The sequence below is a fragment of the Pseudomonas sp. Irchel 3A18 genome, assembly GCF_900187465.1.
In the GTDB taxonomy this organism is placed as follows: Bacteria; Pseudomonadota; Gammaproteobacteria; order Pseudomonadales; family Pseudomonadaceae; genus Aquipseudomonas; species Aquipseudomonas cichorii.
The window spans coordinates 162,754-182,639 of record NZ_FYDI01000001.1 but is presented as its reverse complement, the minus strand read 5'-3'; the positions used below and the strand labels follow the sequence as shown (position 1 = coordinate 182,639).

At 59.7% G+C, this 19,886-nt stretch carries 19 protein-coding genes; 12 read left to right on the top strand and 7 right to left on the bottom strand.

Annotated elements, in window-relative coordinates:
* The first annotated feature begins 642 nt into the window (after positions 1–642).
* Positions 643–1,038: a hypothetical protein gene (locus CKW23_RS00835; RefSeq protein WP_025260821.1), complete on the top strand. Its 396-nt coding sequence runs from the start codon at positions 643–645 to the stop codon at positions 1,036–1,038.
* A gap of 371 nt (positions 1,039–1,409) precedes the next feature.
* Here CKW23_RS00835 and CKW23_RS00830 read toward each other — a convergent pair whose 3' ends face one another.
* Positions 1,410–2,285, bottom strand: a complete 876-nt coding sequence (locus CKW23_RS00830) for a LysR family transcriptional regulator (RefSeq protein WP_025260822.1) — start codon at positions 2,283–2,285, stop codon at positions 1,410–1,412.
* Positions 2,286–2,383: 98 nt separating this feature from the next.
* On the opposite strand from CKW23_RS00830, the gene CKW23_RS00825 reads away from it, so the two are divergent.
* Together CKW23_RS00825 and CKW23_RS00820 are read left to right on the top strand one after the other, a co-directional pair.
* The gene (locus CKW23_RS00825; RefSeq protein WP_025260823.1) at positions 2,384–2,866 is read left to right on the top strand and encodes a multidrug/biocide efflux PACE transporter; all 483 of its coding nucleotides are present in this window, start codon (positions 2,384–2,386) and stop codon (positions 2,864–2,866) included.
* Between the two features lie 77 nt (positions 2,867–2,943).
* Positions 2,944–3,777, top strand: a complete 834-nt coding sequence (locus CKW23_RS00820) for a PhzF family phenazine biosynthesis protein (protein WP_095066881.1) — start codon at positions 2,944–2,946, stop codon at positions 3,775–3,777.
* A gap of 6 nt (positions 3,778–3,783) precedes the next feature.
* Here the strand turns inward: CKW23_RS00820 and CKW23_RS00815 are convergent, their stop codons facing one another.
* Positions 3,784–4,935 (bottom strand): MFS transporter, encoded by a 1,152-nt coding sequence (locus tag CKW23_RS00815; protein WP_025260825.1) that lies wholly within the window; start codon positions 4,933–4,935, stop codon positions 3,784–3,786.
* A gap of 264 nt (positions 4,936–5,199) precedes the next feature.
* Here CKW23_RS00815 and rarD point away from each other — a divergent pair, with 264 nt between their 5' ends.
* Positions 5,200–6,084 (top strand): EamA family transporter RarD, encoded by an 885-nt coding sequence (gene rarD / locus CKW23_RS00810; RefSeq protein ID WP_025260826.1) that lies wholly within the window; start codon positions 5,200–5,202, stop codon positions 6,082–6,084.
* 12 nt (positions 6,085–6,096) lie between these two features.
* Here rarD and zapE read toward each other — a convergent pair whose 3' ends face one another.
* Positions 6,097–7,212 carry a cell division protein ZapE gene (zapE, locus tag CKW23_RS00805; RefSeq protein ID WP_025260827.1) on the bottom strand — a complete coding sequence of 372 codons (1,116 nt, stop codon included), beginning with the start codon at positions 7,210–7,212 and terminating at the stop codon, positions 6,097–6,099.
* Between the two features lie 174 nt (positions 7,213–7,386).
* Here zapE and CKW23_RS00800 point away from each other — a divergent pair, with 174 nt between their 5' ends.
* The 6 genes from CKW23_RS00800 to efeO (CKW23_RS00775) all read left to right on the top strand — a co-directional run bounded on the left by CKW23_RS00800 (position 7,387) and on the right by efeO (CKW23_RS00775) (position 14,604).
* Entirely contained in the window at positions 7,387–8,832 is a 1,446-nt protein-coding gene (locus CKW23_RS00800; RefSeq protein ID WP_025260828.1) for a SulP family inorganic anion transporter, read from the top strand.
* 103 nt (positions 8,833–8,935) lie between these two features.
* Complete coding sequence (gene ampC / locus CKW23_RS00795) at positions 8,936–10,117, top strand: class C beta-lactamase (RefSeq protein ID WP_025260829.1); 1,182 nt, start codon at positions 8,936–8,938, stop codon at positions 10,115–10,117.
* 234 nt (positions 10,118–10,351) lie between these two features.
* The gene (gene efeU, locus CKW23_RS00790) at positions 10,352–11,200 is read left to right on the top strand and encodes an iron uptake transporter permease EfeU (protein WP_025260830.1); all 849 of its coding nucleotides are present in this window, start codon (positions 10,352–10,354) and stop codon (positions 11,198–11,200) included.
* Between the two features lie 8 nt (positions 11,201–11,208).
* Positions 11,209–12,417 carry an iron uptake system protein EfeO gene (gene efeO, locus CKW23_RS00785; protein WP_025260831.1) on the top strand — a complete coding sequence of 403 codons (1,209 nt, stop codon included), beginning with the start codon at positions 11,209–11,211 and terminating at the stop codon, positions 12,415–12,417.
* Positions 12,418–12,439: 22 nt separating this feature from the next.
* A complete protein-coding gene (efeB, locus tag CKW23_RS00780; protein WP_025260832.1) occupies positions 12,440–13,750 on the top strand; it encodes an iron uptake transporter deferrochelatase/peroxidase subunit in 1,311 nt (436 codons plus the stop codon).
* A 29-nt stretch (positions 13,751–13,779) separates the two neighbouring features.
* A complete protein-coding gene (efeO, locus tag CKW23_RS00775) occupies positions 13,780–14,604 on the top strand; it encodes an iron uptake system protein EfeO (protein ID WP_095066880.1) in 825 nt (274 codons plus the stop codon).
* Between the two features lie 79 nt (positions 14,605–14,683).
* On the opposite strand, the gene CKW23_RS00770 is transcribed toward efeO (CKW23_RS00775), so the two are convergent.
* The 3 genes from CKW23_RS00770 to CKW23_RS00760 all read right to left on the bottom strand — a co-directional run bounded on the left by CKW23_RS00770 (position 14,684) and on the right by CKW23_RS00760 (position 16,753).
* The gene (locus tag CKW23_RS00770) at positions 14,684–15,454 is read right to left on the bottom strand and encodes a molybdopterin-dependent oxidoreductase (RefSeq protein WP_095066879.1); all 771 of its coding nucleotides are present in this window, start codon (positions 15,452–15,454) and stop codon (positions 14,684–14,686) included.
* Positions 15,447–16,070 carry a cytochrome b/b6 domain-containing protein gene (locus CKW23_RS00765; RefSeq protein WP_025260835.1) on the bottom strand — a complete coding sequence of 208 codons (624 nt, stop codon included), beginning with the start codon at positions 16,068–16,070 and terminating at the stop codon, positions 15,447–15,449. The genes CKW23_RS00770 and CKW23_RS00765 overlap by 8 nt, the downstream gene beginning before the upstream one ends.
* A 77-nt stretch (positions 16,071–16,147) precedes the next feature.
* Positions 16,148–16,753, bottom strand: coding sequence for a hypothetical protein (locus CKW23_RS00760; protein ID WP_025260836.1), 606 nt, complete (start codon positions 16,751–16,753; stop codon positions 16,148–16,150).
* Positions 16,754–16,955: 202 nt separating this feature from the next.
* Between CKW23_RS00760 and CKW23_RS00755 the strand changes: the two genes are divergently transcribed.
* Positions 16,956–17,651 carry a heavy metal response regulator transcription factor gene (locus tag CKW23_RS00755; RefSeq protein WP_025260837.1) on the top strand — a complete coding sequence of 232 codons (696 nt, stop codon included), beginning with the start codon at positions 16,956–16,958 and terminating at the stop codon, positions 17,649–17,651.
* Complete coding sequence (locus tag CKW23_RS00750; RefSeq protein ID WP_095066878.1) at positions 17,624–19,015, top strand: heavy metal sensor histidine kinase; 1,392 nt, start codon at positions 17,624–17,626, stop codon at positions 19,013–19,015. The genes CKW23_RS00755 and CKW23_RS00750 overlap by 28 nt, the downstream gene beginning before the upstream one ends.
* Here CKW23_RS00750 and CKW23_RS00745 read toward each other — a convergent pair.
* Entirely contained in the window at positions 19,012–19,680 is a 669-nt protein-coding gene (locus CKW23_RS00745; RefSeq protein ID WP_025260839.1) for a polysaccharide lyase family 7 protein, read from the bottom strand. The genes CKW23_RS00750 and CKW23_RS00745 overlap by 4 nt on opposite strands.
* Positions 19,681–19,886: the final 206 nt, after the last annotated feature.

The following is a 19,886-nucleotide window of genomic DNA, read 5'->3' as shown; positions in this document are numbered from 1 at the left end:
TGAGATATCGGACCAGAGCCCTGAAGAGCCGGTTGATCAGCGGTCATGGAAAATTTCACAGCCGACGTATAGCCAAAGGCTTACACGAACCGAGGACAATTCGCTCTTTTTGCCCTTCAAGAAGGCTCGTAAGATTGGATCCAACAACTGGTGAACAAGGAGTTCGCCAGGATCAAGGACGATCGACCATGGCCCGGAGGGCTGCCGGCAGGGAGTTGGAATGGTCTTTGGAAAACCCGCTTCGGCGGGTTTTTATTTGCCTGTAGAAAAGTGAAAGCCGGTTTTCAGCAAGCGGTCACCTCGCCTCTCCCGAAACAAGGTTCAGTGAGCACACAGCCGATTTCGGAGTGAGCCTCACTTCATACAAAGCCTGCAAATCCTTTTAAAGCCCAATGATGCCGATGCCGGGATTATACAATCCCGTGCATAACGCCTTGCAGCCTCTTGCGATGCGGCAGAAGACGCTCCCGAATAGAATAAGCCGACTCCAAGCCAATACGAAAACTTCAAGTTACAGACTTGGCTGATAGCGCAAGAAAACCAACGCGCCCTGCTTTCGGCAATGCATGCACTTTTAATGCAGCCATGAACATTGACTTTATATAAACACCCGCCTCTATCGTTTAACAGAGAAGCCATACTATGAGCGTATTTAAATCCACGTTATTCATGTTTTCAATAGTGATTCTGGCCGCATGTTCCACACAGCCTCCGGCTATCAAAAAGGGTGAGTCCGTCGTTCATCTACAGGCGCAGGCTGGCAATGAAATGACCGCCAGGCGGCTGGATCAGCAGCGCGCCCAAAGCCTGACGCAGTTTCAGGTATCGGAAGGAAAACACGAACTGGAGTTAGGCCTTGTGCAAATGGGCTACCAACAAAGTCAGCGCCGTTGCGTGGCGACTCTCGCTTATGACAACTTCATGGCTGACCAGCGTTATACATTGATTGAGAAAAGCTCTGGCGCGGATATACACATAGCGCTTATTGACAGCGATGGAAAAACACTGACCCAAACCAGACAAGTAGCGTGCCTGTAATCAAGCAAAGCCCTCTCTCTTATAAAGCCAAGCGGACCACCGCTCTGACATCCCACACCCGGGATGGAGCAGGGAAATTTCAGGCAACGTATAGCCAAAGGCTTACACGAACCGAGGACAATTCGCTCTTTTTGCCCTTCGCGAAGGCTCGTAATATTGGATCCAACAACTGGTGAACAGGGAGTTCGCCAGGATCAAGGACGATCGACCATGGCCCGGAGGGCTGCCGGCAGGGAGTTGGAATGGTCTTTGGAAAAACCCGCTTCGGCGGGTTTTTATTTGCCTGTAGAAAACACGATGGGTGTACGCCCCTTCGCGAATGAATTCGCTCCCACAAGGCCCCTTCCACAGATTGTGACATCGCCCGTTTTTTACGCAGGCACCAGCGTCTCCAGCAGCCACGACCCTGCCGGTCCCAGGCTGCGCTGGCGTGACCAGATCACATCCACCGCCGAACTGCGCGGCCAGCCGGGCACCTTGAGCTCCTTCAGCAGCCCGCTGGCGTAGCGCGACACCAGCCAGCGCGGCAAGGCCGACCAGCCAAAGCCGAATCCCGCCATGTCCATCAACAACAGATAATTGGGCGCCGACCAGTTGCTGTAGCCACTGGTGGGCAAGTCGTCGGTGGGGATGCTGTGGTCAATCAAGGTATTGAGGCGCAGCGCCCGGTATTCGGACAGTTGCTGATAATTGACCTGCTCCAGCGCAGCAAGCGGATGGGTGTGGGCGACGAACAGACCGAAGTCCGCACGCTCGACAATGGTTGCGTGGCCGATTTCCGGCGGGTAGCTCGCCTGTGCCGACAACAGTCCCAGAGACGCCCTGCCCGACTGGATCAGGTTGATCGCATCGCCGTGCTCGGCAAACACGCACTCCAGCTCCAGTTCGGGAAAGCGCTGGTCCAGTTCCGTCATACGCACTTCGAACTCGGAAAACTGGTTGGCATCGGACAGCACCAGAGTCAGGCGCGGCTCGGCACCTGCCGCCAGACGCCCGGCGGTACGGCGCAGGCGATCCGAAGCACTGAGCACATCCTCGACGCGCCCCAGCATGGCCTTGCCCGCTTCGGTCAGGACCGGCTGACGGGCGGAACGGTCGAACAGTTCCAACCCCAGATCGATTTCCAGGCGGGCAATGGCTTCGCTGATGGTGGACTGGCTCTTGCCCAGGCGACGGGCAGCGGCGCTGAAAGAACCCAGTTCGACGATCTGGGCAAAGGCTTCAAGGGCTTCGGGTGAAAAACTCATGGCGGCCTGCTATCGGTTTTTCCGATGGAAACGATTTTCACTTTAGCCCAATGACCGATGAGAATGCACCCATACCGCAACACAAAAGGTCATCTGTAATGAGCCAGACAAACCACGATCGCCCAGCTGTACCCAGCAAATCCTTCAAGGAGCGCATCCTGCATGCGAGCTTGTTCGAGGTGTGCGGCGTAATCATGATCGCGCCGTTGCTGGCCTGGATCATGGGGCATTCGCTCGGCATGATGGGGGCCATGACGGTGATGATTTCCACAGTGGCCATGATCTGGAACATGGTCTACAACGCCCTGTTCGACAGACTGCGCGCCCGACTCGGTTTCAGCATGACCCTGGGCAAGCGCGCACTTCATGCTCTGGGTTTTGAAGGCGGGCTGATTCTCGCCGTGGTGCCTCTGGCAGCCTGGTGGTTGTCCATCAGCCTGCTTGAAGCCTTCCTGCTGGATATCGGTATTCTGCTGTTGTTCCTGCCTTACACCATGCTGTTCAACTGGGCCTACGACCTCGTACGCGAGCGGGTCATGCAGCGCCGCCTGTCCAGATGTGGCGAGGCCTCACGGTCCTGAATGCATTTGCCGTTGGATTGCAATGAAAGGGTTCGGGCACAATCATCGGCCCACAGCGACGATAAGGTCTGTCCGACATGACCACGGAAATTCTCAAACTGGCTGCCTTCAGCGACGGCGATCAAGGCGGCAACCCGGCCGGTGTATGGATTGGCGATGCGCTGCCCGATGACAGCACCATGCAGCGCATTGCCGCCGAGGTCGGCTTTTCGGAAACGGCTTTCGCGGCCCCGCTGGACGATGGATGGCGCGTACGCTACTTCTCGCCCTTGGCCGAAGTGCCCTTCTGCGGCCATGCCACCATTGCTCTGGGCGCCGCACTGGCCGCGCAGCAAGGCGACGGGCTGTTCAAGCTGACCCTCAATCAGGCGCAGATCACGGTCGAAGGCCATGCCCATGGGTCACTGACTTCAGCCGCCTTGCAGTCGCCACCCACCCATAGCAAAGCCATAAGCCCGCAATTGCTGGAGGAAGCCTTGAACCTGTTCGGCTATGAGCGCCGTGATCTGGATGAACGCATTCCACCCGCAGCGATCAACGGCGGCGCCGGGCATCTGGTACTGGCGCTCAAAAGCCGCTCAAAGCTCAAGGCCATGCAATACGATCAGGAAGCCGGACGCCAATTGATGGTGCGCGAAGGCTGGGCCACCATCGTGCTGGTGTTTGCCGAAACCGAGCAGTTCTTCCATACCCGCAATCCGTTCGCCTTTGGCGGTGTCTACGAAGACCCGGCCACCGGCGCGGCAACAGCAGCGCTGGGCGGCTACCTGCGTGATATCGGTTGGCCCCACGGCGGCGTTATCGACATTCTGCAAGGCGAAGACATGGGCAGCCCGTCACGCCTGCGCGCCGAAATCCCGGAACAGATCGGCAGTTCGATCCGAGTGTCGGGGATGGCGCGCAAGCTGTAGAAAGCTTCAGGTTTTGAGCTGGCTGCCACTGATCGCTACGCCCAGCAGCATCACGGCAACGATCATGAACGCCAGCTCCAGGCTGCTGACATGGGCAATAAAGCCGATGGCGGCCGGCCCGACCAGAATCCCGGCGTAACCGACCGTGGTGATGGCCGGGATCGCAACACTTTCCGGCATGGTGGTCTGCCGACCGACCGCGCTGTAGCAGACCGGCACGATATTCGAGCAACCGGCGCCCACCAAGGCATAGCCCAACAGAGCCGCTTCCCAGGCTGGCACCAGCGTGGCAATCGCCAGACCGCTGGCAGCGCACAACCCGCCCAGAATGATGACCCGGTTGGAACCGAGCCTGCGCACCACAGCATCGCCAAAAAGACGCCCAAAGGTCATGGTCACGGCAAATACGGCGTAACCCAGCCCGGCATAGGACGTTTCAACACCCCTCAGCGAGCTGAGGAACACCGCGCTCCAGTCAAGCATCGCCCCTTCGGCGAGAAACACGGTGAAGCACAGCAGGCCGATGAACAGCACCACGCCACGGGGAATCGCGAAGGCAGGCCCCTCGGACTTGCTGCCATAAGGCAACAGATGTGGCGTGGCCTTGGCCAGTGCGGCAAGTGTCAGCACAACCACCACCAGCATCGCCACCAGCGGCGAAGCCCCCAGGGTCAGCAAGATGCTGACGCCACCGGCCCCGACAATACCGCCCAGGCTGAACAGGCCATGAAAGCCCGACATCATGGTCTTGCCGCTGGCCCGCTCGACAATGACCGCCTGGATATTGGCCGTGCAATCCACACCGCCCATGCTCGCGCCGAACAGAAACAGGGTCGCCACCAGCAGCGGCAGGCTAGAGACAGTGGCCAGCAAGGGCAGGCACAGACAGATCAACAGGGTCGAAATGACCAGCAAGCGGCGGCAACCGTAACGCGACGCCAGCGCACCCGCCAAAGGCATGGACAGGATCGAGCCCATCCCCAGGCACAGCAACAACAAACCCAGTGTGCCGTCATCCAGTCCGACACGGGCCTTGGCATAAGGCACCAGAGGTGCCCAGGAGGCGACGCTGAAACCTGCAATGAAAAACGCTATCCGGGTGGAAGACTGCTCCTGCCGGGCCTTTGCTATCGGGGCCTCGTGGCTGAAAGAGGTCATGCAAACTCCTTGAGAACACCAGACAGAATCGTGCTGGCGAGCCCGACAGCCTAGCAAAGTCAGAGACTATTGCAGACCGCACAGGAGCGATTTTATCCGCGAAAGCACCATTAAAGGCGCCGCACTCTCTTTGGCTTCACTGGCCTCTCGCGAATAAATTCGCTCCTACTGCCTGCAGAAATACTCCAGCTATTTTCAAACCTTCGCACTAGACTACGCACCTTTGCAGTGCATCCCGCTCGCCCATCCATCAAAGAGGCCGCTGTGTATAAAGGTGTCGTGCTGTCGGTCATGGCGTCGGTGCTGTTCGCCGTCATGTACTTCTATACCTCACTGATGACACCCCTGACCGGCGAGGAAATCTTCGGTTGGCGCATGTTGCTGACCGTGCCTTGTGCCACGCTGTTCATGCTGGTCAGTGGCGACTGGAAACTGGTGCGGGCACTGGCCGGGCGCATCTGGCGTCAGCCGCTGCTGGTGTTTGGCATCCTGCTGTCCTCGCTGCTGCTAGGCGCGCAACTGCTGATCTTCATGTGGGCGCCATTGCACGGGCGCAGCCTGGAAGTGTCCCTGGGTTATTTCCTGCTGCCGCTGACCATGATCGCCACGGGCCGTATCGTGTACGGCGAACACCTGTCGCATCTGCAGAAGATCGCCGCTTCGCTAGCCCTGATCGGCGTGGGCCACGAACTGTGGCGGCTGGGCAGTTTCTCCTGGGAAACCCTGCTGGTGGCGCTGGGTTATCCGCTCTACTTCGTCCTGCGACGCAAGCTCAAGACCGATAACCTGGGCGGGCTGTGGTTCGACATGCTGTTCATGCTGCCCATCGGCCTGTGGTTCATTGCCAACGGCAATCCGATGGCGGCTCAGGACGAACCCAAACTCTACTTTCTGATCCCGCTGCTGGGCATCATCAGCGCCTCGGCCCTGATCAGCTACATCCTTTCCAGCCGCATTCTGCCGTTCAGTCTGTTCGGCCTGCTCAGCTATGTGGAGCCCGTACTGCTGGTGTGTGTCGCGCTGCTGCTGGGTGAAAGCATTGGCCGTGATGAATGGCTGACCTACCTGCCGATCTGGCTGGCGGTGGTGGTGCTGGTCATTGAGGGCGCCAGGCATATGCTGGCCCAACGTCGTCGGGATGCTGCCTGAACGTCAGGCCGATCAATGCCCGGTAAAACGCTCCAGTTGCATTTCCTGCAGGCGACTGAGGGTGCGGCGAAAGGCAAACGACAGATACCCCTGGGTGTACAGCTCCTCCATGGAAGTCTGCGCCTCGATATACAGCGGGATGCGCCGGTCGTAGCACTCGTCCACCAAAGCGATGAAGCGCCGCACACCGTCGTCGTTGGGTGACAGTTGCGGCAATTGCCGATCCCCCGCCACGACCTGCTCGACACCATCCTCGGTGCCACGGGCAATCTTCGCTTCGCGCTGAGCCGCGCTCAGGGCCGGGACCTCGCCAAGCAGGATCACCGAGAAACGATCGCACAACGCAATGAAATCCATGGCCGCCAGGGGTTGCTCACACAGATCCCGGTAACGGCACCAGACCGTGGTGTCGGTGTGCTGCACCACGTTGATGCTGCGATAACCGAGCATCACCTGCGAGTCATACACCGCCTGCCCGCCACTCAGCGCCTTGAAGATATCCCCCAGCGCACTGGCCTGCCCCGGCTCGGCAACCCAGTAACGCTGATGCAACTGGCCGGGATGCAGACGATGATCTTCGCCACCGTCCACGGTCACCACATCCATGTACTGCTGGATTGCAGCGATGGCGGGCAGGAATCGCTCGCGGTTATGGCCGTGGCTGTACAACTGATCTGGTGGCTGGTTGGAGGTACAGACCAGCACCACGCCTTCCTCGAACATGACCTGCAACAGGCCGCCGAGAATCACCGCATCGCCGATATCGGTGACGAACAACTCATCGAAACACAGCACCCGCACCTCGCGGGCCAGCTCACAGGCAACGACTTTCAGCGGCTGGGGCGTGCCCATCAGCTCGAACATGCGCTTGTGGACCCAGCGCATGAAGTGATGAAAATGCTGACGCCGGGCCGGTACGCTCAGGCTGTCGAAAAAACGGTCCATCAGCCAGGTCTTGCCGCGCCCGACAGGCCCCCACAGATAAACGCCCCTGGGTGTCGTGCCCTTCTGCACCAGCGCCAGGTAGCACCCCTGCAATTGTCGGGCAGCCTGAAGTTGCGCCTCGTCAGGCTGAAAACCACGCTGGACCGCTCGTTCATAAGCATCCAGAGGAGACACGACATCCATCGAAAACGCACCTTAGGCTTCAGGAAAGTTTGCCAGCATATAGAAGCACGAGGCAGATGATAGTCGCACATGACGTCTTTTTAACTGGTCGATTAAACGCATATTTCGTAACATCTGCACCCTTCTTTTGTATGCCGACGGCTGTAACGCAGTACGTTCGCCCTCAGGTAAGTCATGAAACCACTCCGTATCCGCACCGAAGTCCTGGCCGGACTCACCACTTCCTTTGCCTTGGTGCCCGAGTGCATCGCCTTCGCCCTGGTGGCTCATCTCAACCCGCTGATGGGGCTTTATGGCGCATTTATCATCTGTACCCTGACTGCCCTGTTCGGCGGGCGTCCGGGCATGATTTCCGGCGCGGCGGGCTCCATGGCCGTGGTGATCGTGGCCCTGGTGGTGCAACACGGTGCGCAGTACCTGCTCGCCACAGTGATACTTGGCGGGCTGATCATGATTGCCTTCGGCCTGCTGCGCCTGGGCAAGCTGGTGCGCATGGTGCCCTATTCGGTCATGCTCGGCTTCGTCAACGGCCTGGCCATTGTCATCGCCCTGGCGCAAATGGAGCACTTCAAGAACGGCGGTGTCTGGCTGAGCGGCCAGAGCCTGTACCTGATGCTGGGGCTGGTTGCCCTGACCATGGCCATCGTCTACCTGCTGCCCCGCCTGACCCGTGCCGTACCACCGGCACTGGTGGCGATACTCAGTGTGGGTCTGCTGGTGTACCTGCTGAAACTGCCGACTCATACCCTGGGTGATATGGCGCGCATCGCCGGTGGCCTTCCGACCCTGGCCTTGCCCGACATACCGTGGAACCTGGAAACCTTGCAGATCGTGGCGCCCTATGCCGTGCTGATGGCAATGGTAGGCCTGCTGGAAACCCTGCTGACACTGAACCTCACCGATGAAATCACCGAAAGCCGTGGCCATTCCAACCGCGAGTGCATGGCCCTGGGCGCAGCCAACATGGTGTCCGGATTCTGCGGCGGCATGGGCGGTTGCGCCATGATCGGCCAGACAGCCATCAACCTCAGCTCTGGCGGGCGCGGTCGACTGTCCGGCGTTGTGGCTGGCGTGATGATCCTGATGTTCGTGCTGTTCCTGTCGCCGCTGATCGAGCGCATTCCGCTGGCGGCGCTGGTAGGCGTGATGTTTGTGGTGTCCCAGCAGACCTTTGCCTGGGCTTCGTTGCGGGTGCTGCACAAGATCCCCACGAACGACATGCTGGCGATCATCGCCGTGACCATCGTCACCGTGCTCACCGATCTGGCCGCAGCGGTCGTCTTCGGCGTCATCATCGCGGCCCTCAACTTTGCCTGGCAGCAAGCCCGCGAACTCTACGCCGACACTCATCTGGAGCAGGACGGCAGCAAGATCTACCTGATGCATGGCACCCTGTTCTTTGCGTCCACCACGCCGTTTCTCAACCAGTTCGACCCGGCCAGCGACCCGCAGAACGTCACCATTGACTGCCGTCATCTGAACTTCGTCGACTACTCTGCCATTGCCGCGCTGAAAACCCTGCGCGAACGCTATAGCAACGCCGGGAAACACTTGCGTGTGATCCATCTGTCCGAGCGCTGCAAGAAACTGCTCAAACGCGCCGGAGCGCATGACAACTGAGCGGTCTGAAACACATGGGTCATATCTTGAGAAAGAACGTTTATTGAGCCCTTTCATGCAAGTGGTAGGGTCTGCTCCCTCACCGAATACGAGGAAGCTTCAAATGCAATGGATCAAAGCATGTGCTGCACCGGCACTGCTGCTCATGGCCAGCAGCGTCGCCGTTGCCGAGAGCAAGACGCCGGCTCTTGATAAAACCGTGCATGACGCAATCAGCAGCGTCATGCAGCAGTACAACATTCCCGGAATGGCCATTGCCATCACCGAAAATGGCCAGCGACACTTCTATGACTACGGGGTCTCTTCCAGAGACATCCAGGAGAAAGTCAGCAACGACACGCTGTTTGAGCTGGGCTCGATCAGCAAGCTCTTCACCGCAACCCTCGCCACCTGGGCTCAAGCCAACGGCCAGCTTTCCCTGACCGCCAGCATCGACACCTATATTCCCCAGTTGTACGGCAGCCGGTTGGGCAAGGTGCCACTCTTTCATCTGGGCACCCACACTGCCGGTGGCTTTCCACTGCAGTTTCCCGAAACGGTACGGGATAACGAGCAGATGATGAGCTACTTCAAGGCCTGGCAGCCCCAATACTTGCCCGGCGCTCACCGCAGCTACGCCAACCCCAGTATTGGCCTACTGGGCATGATCGCGGCCGACCGCATGAAACGGCCGTTCAACGTCGCGATGGAACAGCATCTGTTCCCGGCACTGGGCATGACCAACAGCTACCTCGATGTGCCTGCCAACCGGCAGTCCTGGTATGCGCAGGGTTACAACAGACAGGACGCAGCCGTCAGGCTGAACCCCGGTGTACTGGCCGCAGAAGCCTATGGCATGAAGTCCGGCAGCGGTGACCTGATCCGCTTTGTCGAAGCGAACATGGGCATGGTGCAGACGTCTCCCGCGCTGCAACGTGCCCTTGCAGACACCCGGATCGGCTATTTCAAATCAGGCTCCATGACTCAGGACCTGATCTGGGAACAGTACGATGCCCCCCTCACACTGGATGCGTTGCTCGAAGGCAACTCCAGCAAGATGGCTTACGAAACCCAGCCAGCCACAGCCTTGAATCCGCCCCTTGCTCCCCGGCAGAACGTCTGGATCAACAAGACCGGCTCGACCAATGGTTTTGGTGGATACATCGCTTTTGTGCCCGCCAGGAAACTCGGCATCGTGATCCTGGCCAACAAGAACTACCCCAACGAAGCACGGGTTCGCATCGCGTATCGCATCCTCAGTGAGCTGGACTGTTGCTCGTTACCAAAGGAACCGCAAACCCGGTAGAAGCGAATTCATTCGCGAAGGTCAGGTACATCCGACCGATATATGCCGTTTGAAACACTGCCTTTCGCTCCTACGGAATACCGCTCTTCATACCTGAACCTGACCTGAACAGCATAGGCATCACCGGAAAAACAACTGGCTCTCATTCGGGAATGAGTATCATTATGTTACTTATTGTTTCAGCCAAACAGCCCGCTGGAACACCTCACCCCGAAGCCTTTACCCCGGTGAACCATGCTTGTTCCGTTTTTGATCATGCTGCGCGAAGGCATTGAAGCCGCGCTTATCGTTGGCATCATCGCCAGTTACCTGAAACAGACCGGCCGCGGCGAGTGGATGCCTGCGGTGTGGATCGGCGTATTTCTCGCCGCTGCCCTGGCCCTGTTCGTCGGCGGTGGCCTTGAGCTGATGAGCGCCGAATTTCCGCAAAAGCAGCAAGAGCTGTTCGAGGGCATCGTCGGTCTGGTGGCCGTCGGCATCCTCAGTTCCATGGTGTTCTGGATGCGCAAGGTAGCCCGCTCCATCAAGCATGCCTTGCATGCCTCCCTGGACGCCGCCCTTGCCGGCTCGAAAAACCAGACTTACGCCCTGATCGCCATGGTGTTCTTCGCCGTGGCCCGCGAAGGCCTGGAAACCGTTTTCTTCCTGCTCGCCGTCTTCCAGCAGAGCGAAGGTTCCAGCGCACCCTTGGGGGCCCTGCTCGGCCTGCTGCTGGCCATCGGTTTCGGCGTGGCAATCTACAGCGGCAGCATGCGCCTGAACCTCGGCCTGTTCTTCCGCTGGACCGGGCTGTTCATCCTCGTGGTTGCTGCCGGGATTCTGTCCAACTCCGTGCAGGCGCTGCATGAAGCCGGTGTGTGGAACCACTTGCAGGATGTGGTCATCGACTTCAGCGCAACCCTGCCGATGGATGGCCCACTCGGCTCGGTGCTCGCCGGCATGTTCGGTTATCAGGACGCGCCGACCGTCAGCACCCTGAGTGCCTACCTGATCTACCTGATCGGTGCGCTGGTGCTGTTTTTTCTGCCCCACACCCCGACAGCAAAACAACAGCACTCCCCCACTTCCGTCACGAACGAATAAGGGCCTACATGTCAAACACGTCCTCTGAGCTTTCCGGTAAAGCCAGGCCTCCCCGTGCCTTGCGATTGGCCGTCGCCGGCTCTGTGATCCTGATGATCGCTGCCGGCGGACTCTTCTACTACGCCTCGCAGGTGGCTTCGAAAAAACGGGCTGCCAACAGCGGCAACGAAACCGTGGTCAACATCCACGCCCACAACTGCGAACCCAACACACTGACCGTGCCTGCGGGCAAGAATGCCTTTCGCATCGTCAACCGCTCCGAACGTGCCGTGGAATGGGAAATTCTCGATGGCGTGCTGGTGGTCGAAGAACGGGAAAACATCGCGCCCGGCCTGAGCCAGGTGATCAACGCCAACTTGCAGCCCGGCGACTACGCCATCACCTGCGGCCTGCTGAGCAACCCGCGTGGCACCTTGCATGTCACCCCGACAGCCGAGTCGGAAGCCAAGGCAAAAGCGCGTCCGTCCATGGTGGCGTTTATCGGCCCGCTGTCCGAATACCGCGTGTACCTGAGCCAGCAAAGTTCGGCGCTGATCAAGGCGGTCGCTGTCTTGCAGCAGGCTATCGAAGCCGGTGACCTGAGCGCAGCACAAGCAGCGTACACCCCGGCGCGCACGCTTTATCAGCGCATTGCCCCTGCCGCACAACGCCTGGCCGAGCTGGACAACGCCATCAACGCCCGCGCCGACTACTACGAAAAACGCGAGCAAGACCCAGGCTTCGGCGGCTTCCATCGCATCGAATACGCCCTGTTCCAGCAACGCAACGTCGAAGGCCTCGCCCCCGTGGCGCAGCGCCTGCAAACCGATGTCACCAGCCTCAAGCAGCAACTGCTGGCGCAGACACTGGCACCGGAACAACTGGCCGATATCGTCGCCCGCAACATGCGCAGCCTGGCTGAAGTGCGCAGCAAGGGTGAAGAAGAGCGCTACAGCCACAGCGACCTCAATGGCTTTGCCGCCAATCTGGAAGGCATACGCAAGGTCATCGACCTGTTGCGTCCGCTGCTGGCCAAGAGCGCAGGCGCCCAGTTGCAGCGCATCGACAGCGCATCGAGCGCTCTGGATGAACAACTCAAGGCACTGAAAACCGACGACGGCTATCGCCCTTACGATCAGGTCGATGCAGCGCAGCGCCAATCGATAGGCGACAAGGCCAAGGCTCTGGCCGATGCGCTCGACGGAATCGACTCGGCCCTCGGCCTCTCCGACCTCTGACCGATGTGAACAAGTGACTACGATGAAAAACCCGGAATCCGATAACGCCCCCCACTCCCTTCAGCGCCGCCGCGTTCTGCTAGGGCTGGGTGCTGCCGGTGCCGCACTGGCAGGCAGCAGCCTGAGCAGCAACGCTTTGGCCGCCTCCACCGCCCAGGTCACCGAAGCACCCAACAGCGACAAGACCCAGGACCACAATGCGTTCCACGGCATCCACCAGAGCGGCATCGTCAACCCGCGTCCGGCCGCAGGCATGCTGGTGGCTTTCGATGTGCTGGCAGCTGATCGTGAAGACCTGGAGCGCATGTTCCGCACCCTCAACGAACGCATCGCCTTTCTGATGACCGGCGGCCCGGTGGCCGAGGTCGATCCGAAGCTGCCGCCGCTGGACTCGGGCATCCTTGGCCCGGTGGTCACCCCGGACAACCTGACTATCACGGTTTCGGTGGGCGAATCCCTGTTCGATGAGCGCTTTGGTCTGACTGCCGTCAAACCCAAGCGCCTGAGCCGCATGACAGGTTTCCCCAACGATGCGCTGGAAGCCAGCAGTTGCCACGGCGACCTGAGCATCCAGTTCTGCTCCAACACCCCGGACACCAACATTCATGCCCTGCGCGATATCGTCAAGAACCTGCCGGACCTGCTGCTGGTGCGCTGGAAACAGGAAGGCACGGTGCCGGCCCAGGCACCCAAAAAGCCAGGCCAGCCAGCGGAAAGTGCGCGCAACTTCCTAGGCTTCCGTGACGGCTCGGCCAACCCGGATTCCAACAACCAGAAGACCATGAACGAGCTGGTCTGGGTCCAGCCCGGCAGCGACGAGCCGGCCTGGGCCGCCCACGGCAGCTATCAGGCGGTGCGGCTCATCCGCAACTTCGTCGAGCGCTGGGACCGCACGCCCTTGCAGGAGCAGGAATCCATTTTCGGCCGCACCAAGAGCACAGGCGCGCCCATGGACGGCAAAGTGGAAAGCGACGTGCCGAACTATGCAGCCGACCCGCACGGCAAGAAGACCCGCATGGACTCGCACATCCGCCTGGCCAACCCGCGCACGCCGGAAACCCAGCGCAACCTGATCCTGCGTCGTCCATTCAACTACTCCAACGGCGTCAACAAGAACGGCCAGCTCGACATGGGCCTGCTGTTCATCTGCTACCAGAGCGACCTGGAAAAAGGCTTCATCACCGTGCAGACCCGCCTCAACGGCGAGCCGCTGGAGGAATACCTCAAGCCGTTCGGCGGCGGCTATTTCTTCACCCTGCCCGGCGTGACCGGCGACAAGGATTTTATTGGCCGCTCATTGCTGGCCGCCTCAGCGACTGCCCAAACCGCATGACCTTCAATCACCTGACCCGGAAGACAACCATGAACAAAACGCCTCTGGCTTTGCTGCTGACCCTTGGCTTGCTTCAGACCCCGATGGCGGCGTTCGCTGCCACGGCGCCGCTGGATCTGGTCGGCCCGGTTTCGGACTACAAAATCTACGTCACCGAAAACATCGATGAACTGGTCAGCCACACCAAGGAATTCACCGACGCCGTCAAGAAAGGCGACATCGCCACGGCCAAGAAGCTCTACGCACCCACGCGGGTCTACTACGAGTCGGTAGAACCGATTGCCGAGCTGTTCAGCGACCTGGATGCGTCCATCGACTCCCGTGTCGACGACCACGAGCAAGGCGTTGAAGCCGAAGACTTCACTGGCTTCCATCGTCTGGAATATGCCCTGTTCTCGCAGAACACCACCCAGGACCAAGGCCCGATTGCCGACAAGCTGATGGCTGACGTGAACGACCTGCAAGCCCGCGTAGCCGACCTGACCTTCCCACCGGAGAAAGTCGTCGGCGGTGCTGCCGCATTGCTGGAAGAAGTCGCCGCCACCAAGATCTCCGGCGAAGAAGACCGCTACAGCCATACCGACCTGTATGACTTCCAGGGCAACATCGACGGCGCGAAGAAAATCGTCGACCTGTTCCGTCCGCAGATCGAGAAACAGGATAAGGCCTTCGCCACCAAGGTCGACAAGAACTTCGCCACCGTGGACAAGATCCTGGCCAAGTACAAGACCAAAGAGGGTGGCTTCGAAACCTATGACAAAGTGAAGGAAAACGACCGCAAGGCACTGGTCGGCCCGGTCAACACGCTAGCCGAAGACCTGTCTACCTTGCGCGGGAAACTGGGATTGAATTGACTCACAACCTCTTCGCGAATGAATTCGCTCCTTCACCCCCTGTAGGAGCGGATTTATCCGCGAAGAAACCAGCGAACACTCAAATCCCGCTAAACCAGTTATACCCCTGATCTTCCCAATACCCGCCAGGATTCTCGTTGCTCACGAATATCTCGACGATATGTTTGGGGTTCTTGAAGCCCAGTTTGGTGGGCACTCGCACCCGCAACGGGTAGCCGTAATCAGGCGGCAAGGCGACTTCGCCAAAGTCCAGCGCCAGCAAGGTCTGTGGATGCAGGGCCGAGGGCATGTCCAGGCTTGAGTAATAACGGTCGGCGCACTTGAAGCCAACGAAACGCGCCGTGGTATCCGCACCGATGTATTCCAGAAAGGTCCTGAGCGGCACGCCACCCCACTGCCCGATGGCGCTCCAGCCTTCGATGCAGATAAGCCGTGTGATGTCGGTGCGTTGCGGCAGTTTGCGCAGGGCTTCCAGCGTCCATGGCTGCTTGTCGCGCACCAGCCCCGAAACCGCCAGCCGATAGTCGGACAGCTCCACTTCGGGCACGTTGTATTCCGGGTAGAACGCATTGAACGGAAACGGGTTGGTGATCTGCGCCTTGCTGTAGGTCGGTGCCAGTTTCTGGCCGCTGAACAGCCAGGCCTGAACCCGATCGTTCCAGCGCGACATGGCCCACAGCGCTCTGTCCACCTGATCGCCATCCTGCAGGTTGCAGCCGGTCAGCATCGACATGGCACCCACCGTCAGCCCGGCGCGCAGGAACGAACGGCGCTGGATATCCACCAGTTGCTTCTGTTGTGCAGGCTCAAGACGGATGCGCTGGGTGATGCGTTTACGAGGTTCATTCATGGCCGGGGTTTCCGTTTTCAGCCGGCAGACGCCCGCCAGTAATCATGGGCAACAAAGTACGCGGGACCAGCACGACCAGTGCCAGGTGAACGATAACGAATGCGCCGATGGCCGACATCGCGCCGAAATGCACCCAGCGGGCAGCGTCGTAGCCGCCCATCAGGCTGGCCAGTTCCTGAAACTGCACCGGTTTCCACATCGCCAGCCCGGACAGTACGATCAATACACCCATGGCCAGCACCAGCCAGTACATCAGGCGTTGCACGGCGTTGTAACGGCCTTTGATATGGGCCAGACGAAAGCGCAAGGCATCGGCAATATCGCGCTTCACCTCGGCGGAACGTACCGGCAGCAGGTCACGCTTGAAGTGGCGGCTGAACACGCCATACAGCACATAAACCAGCCCATTGATCACCAGCAGCCACATCACTGCAAAATGCCACGCAATCGAACCACCCAGCCAGCCGCCGAGGGTGAGTGATTTGGGAAAGGTAAAAGCCATCAGCGGCGCAGCGTTATAAATCGCCCAGCCGCTCATGAACATACAGACCATGCCCACGGCATTGACCCAATGGGTCAGGCGTACGGGCCAAGGGTGAATAGGACGGGTTTTCATGATTTTCTCTACCTGAAGCTGTAGGCGCGCATTCATTCGCGAAATGTGTCGCGAATGAATTCGCTCCCACGTATCAATCACATCGGTGGGGTGTACCCATCCTTGCCCACTGCAATCCCGCGTGCGGACTTGCCGTCATCGGCCGGGAACAGCACGATTTTCGCGCCCGCTTTCAACTCGCTGCGCTGGCCCGGCTCGACGTAGGCAATCGGCACATCTTCCGGCACCACCAACTGTTTCTCGCCGCCCTTGTAGAGCACGCTCAAGGTACGGCCATTGGCTTTGGACAGGGTGCCCACCGTGCCATTGGTCATGGTGCCGGTGCTGCCATCGGCGTTTTCCCAACCGTAGTGGCCTTCGCCGCTGCCTTTGAGGCTGGCTTCAAATACGGTGACTTCCAGCGCCTTGAGCGTACCGTCGGCCTGGGGAATAGCCGCCGAGCCGACGAAGCTTTCTGGCTTGATGGTGTCCAGGTCTGCCTTGGAAACCAGACGGATGCCGGTCTTTTCGGTCAGTTGAATGCTCTGGTGCTGGCCGGCACGGGTAGTGAAATTCAAGGTGTCGGCCTGAAGGCTCTCGACCGTGCCACGCATCGGTTTGACCACCGGCAGATCAGCGGCCTGGGTCATGACGGCGGCACTGAGCAACAGCAGGCCGAAGGTAGTGGAAAGCGCAGTCTTCATCGGTTATTCCCTGGCAGATTGAGTGGAGCGCCATCATTGCTCCGCTACCGGTACTGAAAAATGACCCGCCCATGACATTTTTGTCATTCTCGAAACCGGACCAGTCAATGACAAAAATGTCACCGACTCGCCGCTGGCAACTGGGTAGACTGCCGGCACCGGCGCGATTGATGGCGCCAGCCAGAGTGTAGCCAGCGTAACGATGCATATCCTGCTGATTGAAGACGACACCAAGACCGGCGAGTACCTGAAAAAGGGCCTCGGCGAATCCGGCTATCAGGTCGACTGGGCACAACACGGCGCCGACGGCCTGCACATGGCCCTGGAAAACCGTTACGACCTGATCGTGCTGGACGTGATGCTGCCCGGCATCGATGGCTGGCAGATCATCGAGGTGCTGCGCGCAAAACAGGATGTGCCGGTGCTGTTTCTCACGGCACGGGATCAATTGCAGGACCGGATTCGCGGCCTGGAGCTGGGTGCCGACGACTATCTGGTCAAGCCCTTCTCCTTCACCGAACTGCTGCTGCGCATCCGCACCATCCTGCGCCGGGGCGTGGTGCGTGAGGCCGATCACTTCCATCTGGCCGATCTGGAGCTGGACCTGCTGCGCCGCCGCGTCACCCGCCAGCAGCAGGTCATCGTCCTGACCAACAAGGAGTTCGCCCTGTTGCATCTGTTGTTGCGCCGCGAAGGCGATGTGTTGTCCAGGGCACAAATCGCCTCCGAAGTCTGGGACATGAATTTCGACAGCGACACCAATGTGGTGGATGTGGCCATCAAGCGCCTGCGCAGCAAGGTCGACCTGCCCTACCCGATCAAGCTCATCCATACCGTGCGCGGCATCGGTTACGTCTGCGAGGTACGGCCATGCACCCCGGACGCCAGCCATCCCTGACCCTGCGTTCGACCCTGGCCTTTGCGCTGGTGGCGATGTTCACCGTGGGCGGTGCGGGGCTGTATCTGTATGAGGCGATGAAACAGAGCGTCCTGCAGCGCAGCGACCATGCGGTGCTCGCCCGGCTGGATCACTTTCGCAAACTGCTGCGCTATGACCTGACCCTGGACAACCTCAAGGCCAGCCCGCAGTTGTTCGAGAACATGCTCGACAGCGAAGAGGACATTTTCATCATTGGCGAACCGGGCAAGCCGCCGGTGATTGCCGTGAACCCGCAACGCGCTCCGCTGCCGGAACTGCCAACGGCCGCTCAGGACCAGCCCCTGAGTACCAGCTACATGCGTAGCGGCATGAGCCTGCAAGGTGTGCCGCTGCGGGCGGCAGCGTCCCTGGCGATGTCCAACGGCGTGGAGTTGCGCTTGCAGGCCGCGCACCTGATGGTCAAGGAAATGGCCATGCTCGCCAGTTTCCGCGAACGCATCTATGCCGCCATGACGCTGACCTTTGTGCTGACGGCCTTGCTGGGGTACGTGCTGTTGCGACGCGGCTTGCGCCCGCTGCGGCAGATGGCAGCCCATGCAGCCGGTATCTCCCCGACCAGCCTGCATAACCGCCTCGATACCCGCAACACGCCGGTGGAGCTGCAACAACTGAGCGACGCCTTCAACGCCATGCTCGACCGGCTGGATGACGGCTATCAACGCCTGACGCAGTTTTCCGCCGATCTGGCCCACGAGATCCGCACCCCGGTGGGTTCGCTGATGGGGCATTGCCAGGTCGCATTGCGCCAGACTCGCAGCGTCGATGACTATCAAGCCTTGCTGGCCTCCAACCTTGAAGAGCTGGAGCGGATTTCACGGCTGGTGGAGAGCATTCTGTTCCTGGCTCGTGCCGACGAGGCCCAGGCGGTTCTGAAACGTCAGCCGCTGCAATTGCAGGACGAACTGCAACGAGTGACGGGCTATTTCGAAGGGCTTGCCGAAGAGCGGCAACTGGAGCTGCATGCCAGTGGCCAGGGCAAGCTGGACGCCGACCCGATCCTGCTGCGCCGGGCCTTGAGCAACCTGGTCGCCAACGCTATCCGCTATGCCGACGAAGGCAGCCAGGTTCTGATACGAGTCGTGTCCTTCAAGCATGAACAGCGGATCGAAGTGGAAAACCAGGGGCCCGTGCTGCCCGCTGCAACCCTGGACCGGCTGTTCGACCGTTTCTACCGTGGCGACTCATCGCGCCACGAAAGCTCCGATTCCAACGGCCTGGGGCTGTCCATCGTGGCGGCGATCATGCATTTGCATGGAGGTCGCGTCGAAGTCGCGCAGCCAAAGGCCGGGAGAATCTGCTTCAGCCTGGTATTTACCGGTTAAGCCTTCTTGTCGTGGGCAATGGTCAGCTTGTAGAACGTAGCCGCGCCCCCTTCAGTCGTGTACCCGGTGTTGTCCTGGGTATAGACCCCCGCCTTGAAGTAGAACAGCTTGGTGCTCCAGGTCGAGTCCAGGCTGGCGTTCCAGATATGGTCGTAGGCATTGACCGTGAGACTCCCGCCAGGCGTCAGGTGGATGCTGTAATCGAAGCGCTCATTGAGCGGAACACCCTGAGCAATCATGATGACTTCGATTTCTGCACCCGGGCTGCGTCGAAACTTGGCGACGATATTACCGGTCTGCAACTTCTCCTTGAACTGGTACTCGACCTTGAGCAACGGCTCGGTGCTGCCGTAACAGTGGATCTGGCCAATCACGATCTTGCCGCTGGAAGGCACCTGGTTGACGGTCAGCGAAGCCCGCAGAAAATTGTCCGCACTCGGGTAAGCCCAGTTGTGGGCTCGACCATCCGCCGTGGTCTCGCGCAACTCGGTACGCGGGTACTTGGCATTTTCCGTGGTAGAGCCGGTAACCGGTGCCCAGAAAAACAGGGTATTTCCTGAGCGGAAATAACCATCCTCATAGCCACCCATGAGTTTCGGGGTGTCGATGGTAGTGGCTGGTGTCCCGACAGGTACGGACAAATTCCAGGTGGCGAGGTCGATCATGGGGTTGCTCGCAAGGTGCGCAGTGGCACCGGCAGGATGGCTCTGGAACGGGCGTTCTGCGCCCGCTGGATTCGTCCTGACTATCGGCTGAAACGTTTATTTTTTAAACATCGACCCACGGCAAATTGGCGTCAAAAGAAAGTCACACAACCCCCAAAGCCATTACTTTGATGTCATTTGTACCGAAAGTTTGACAAGTGGGGTTT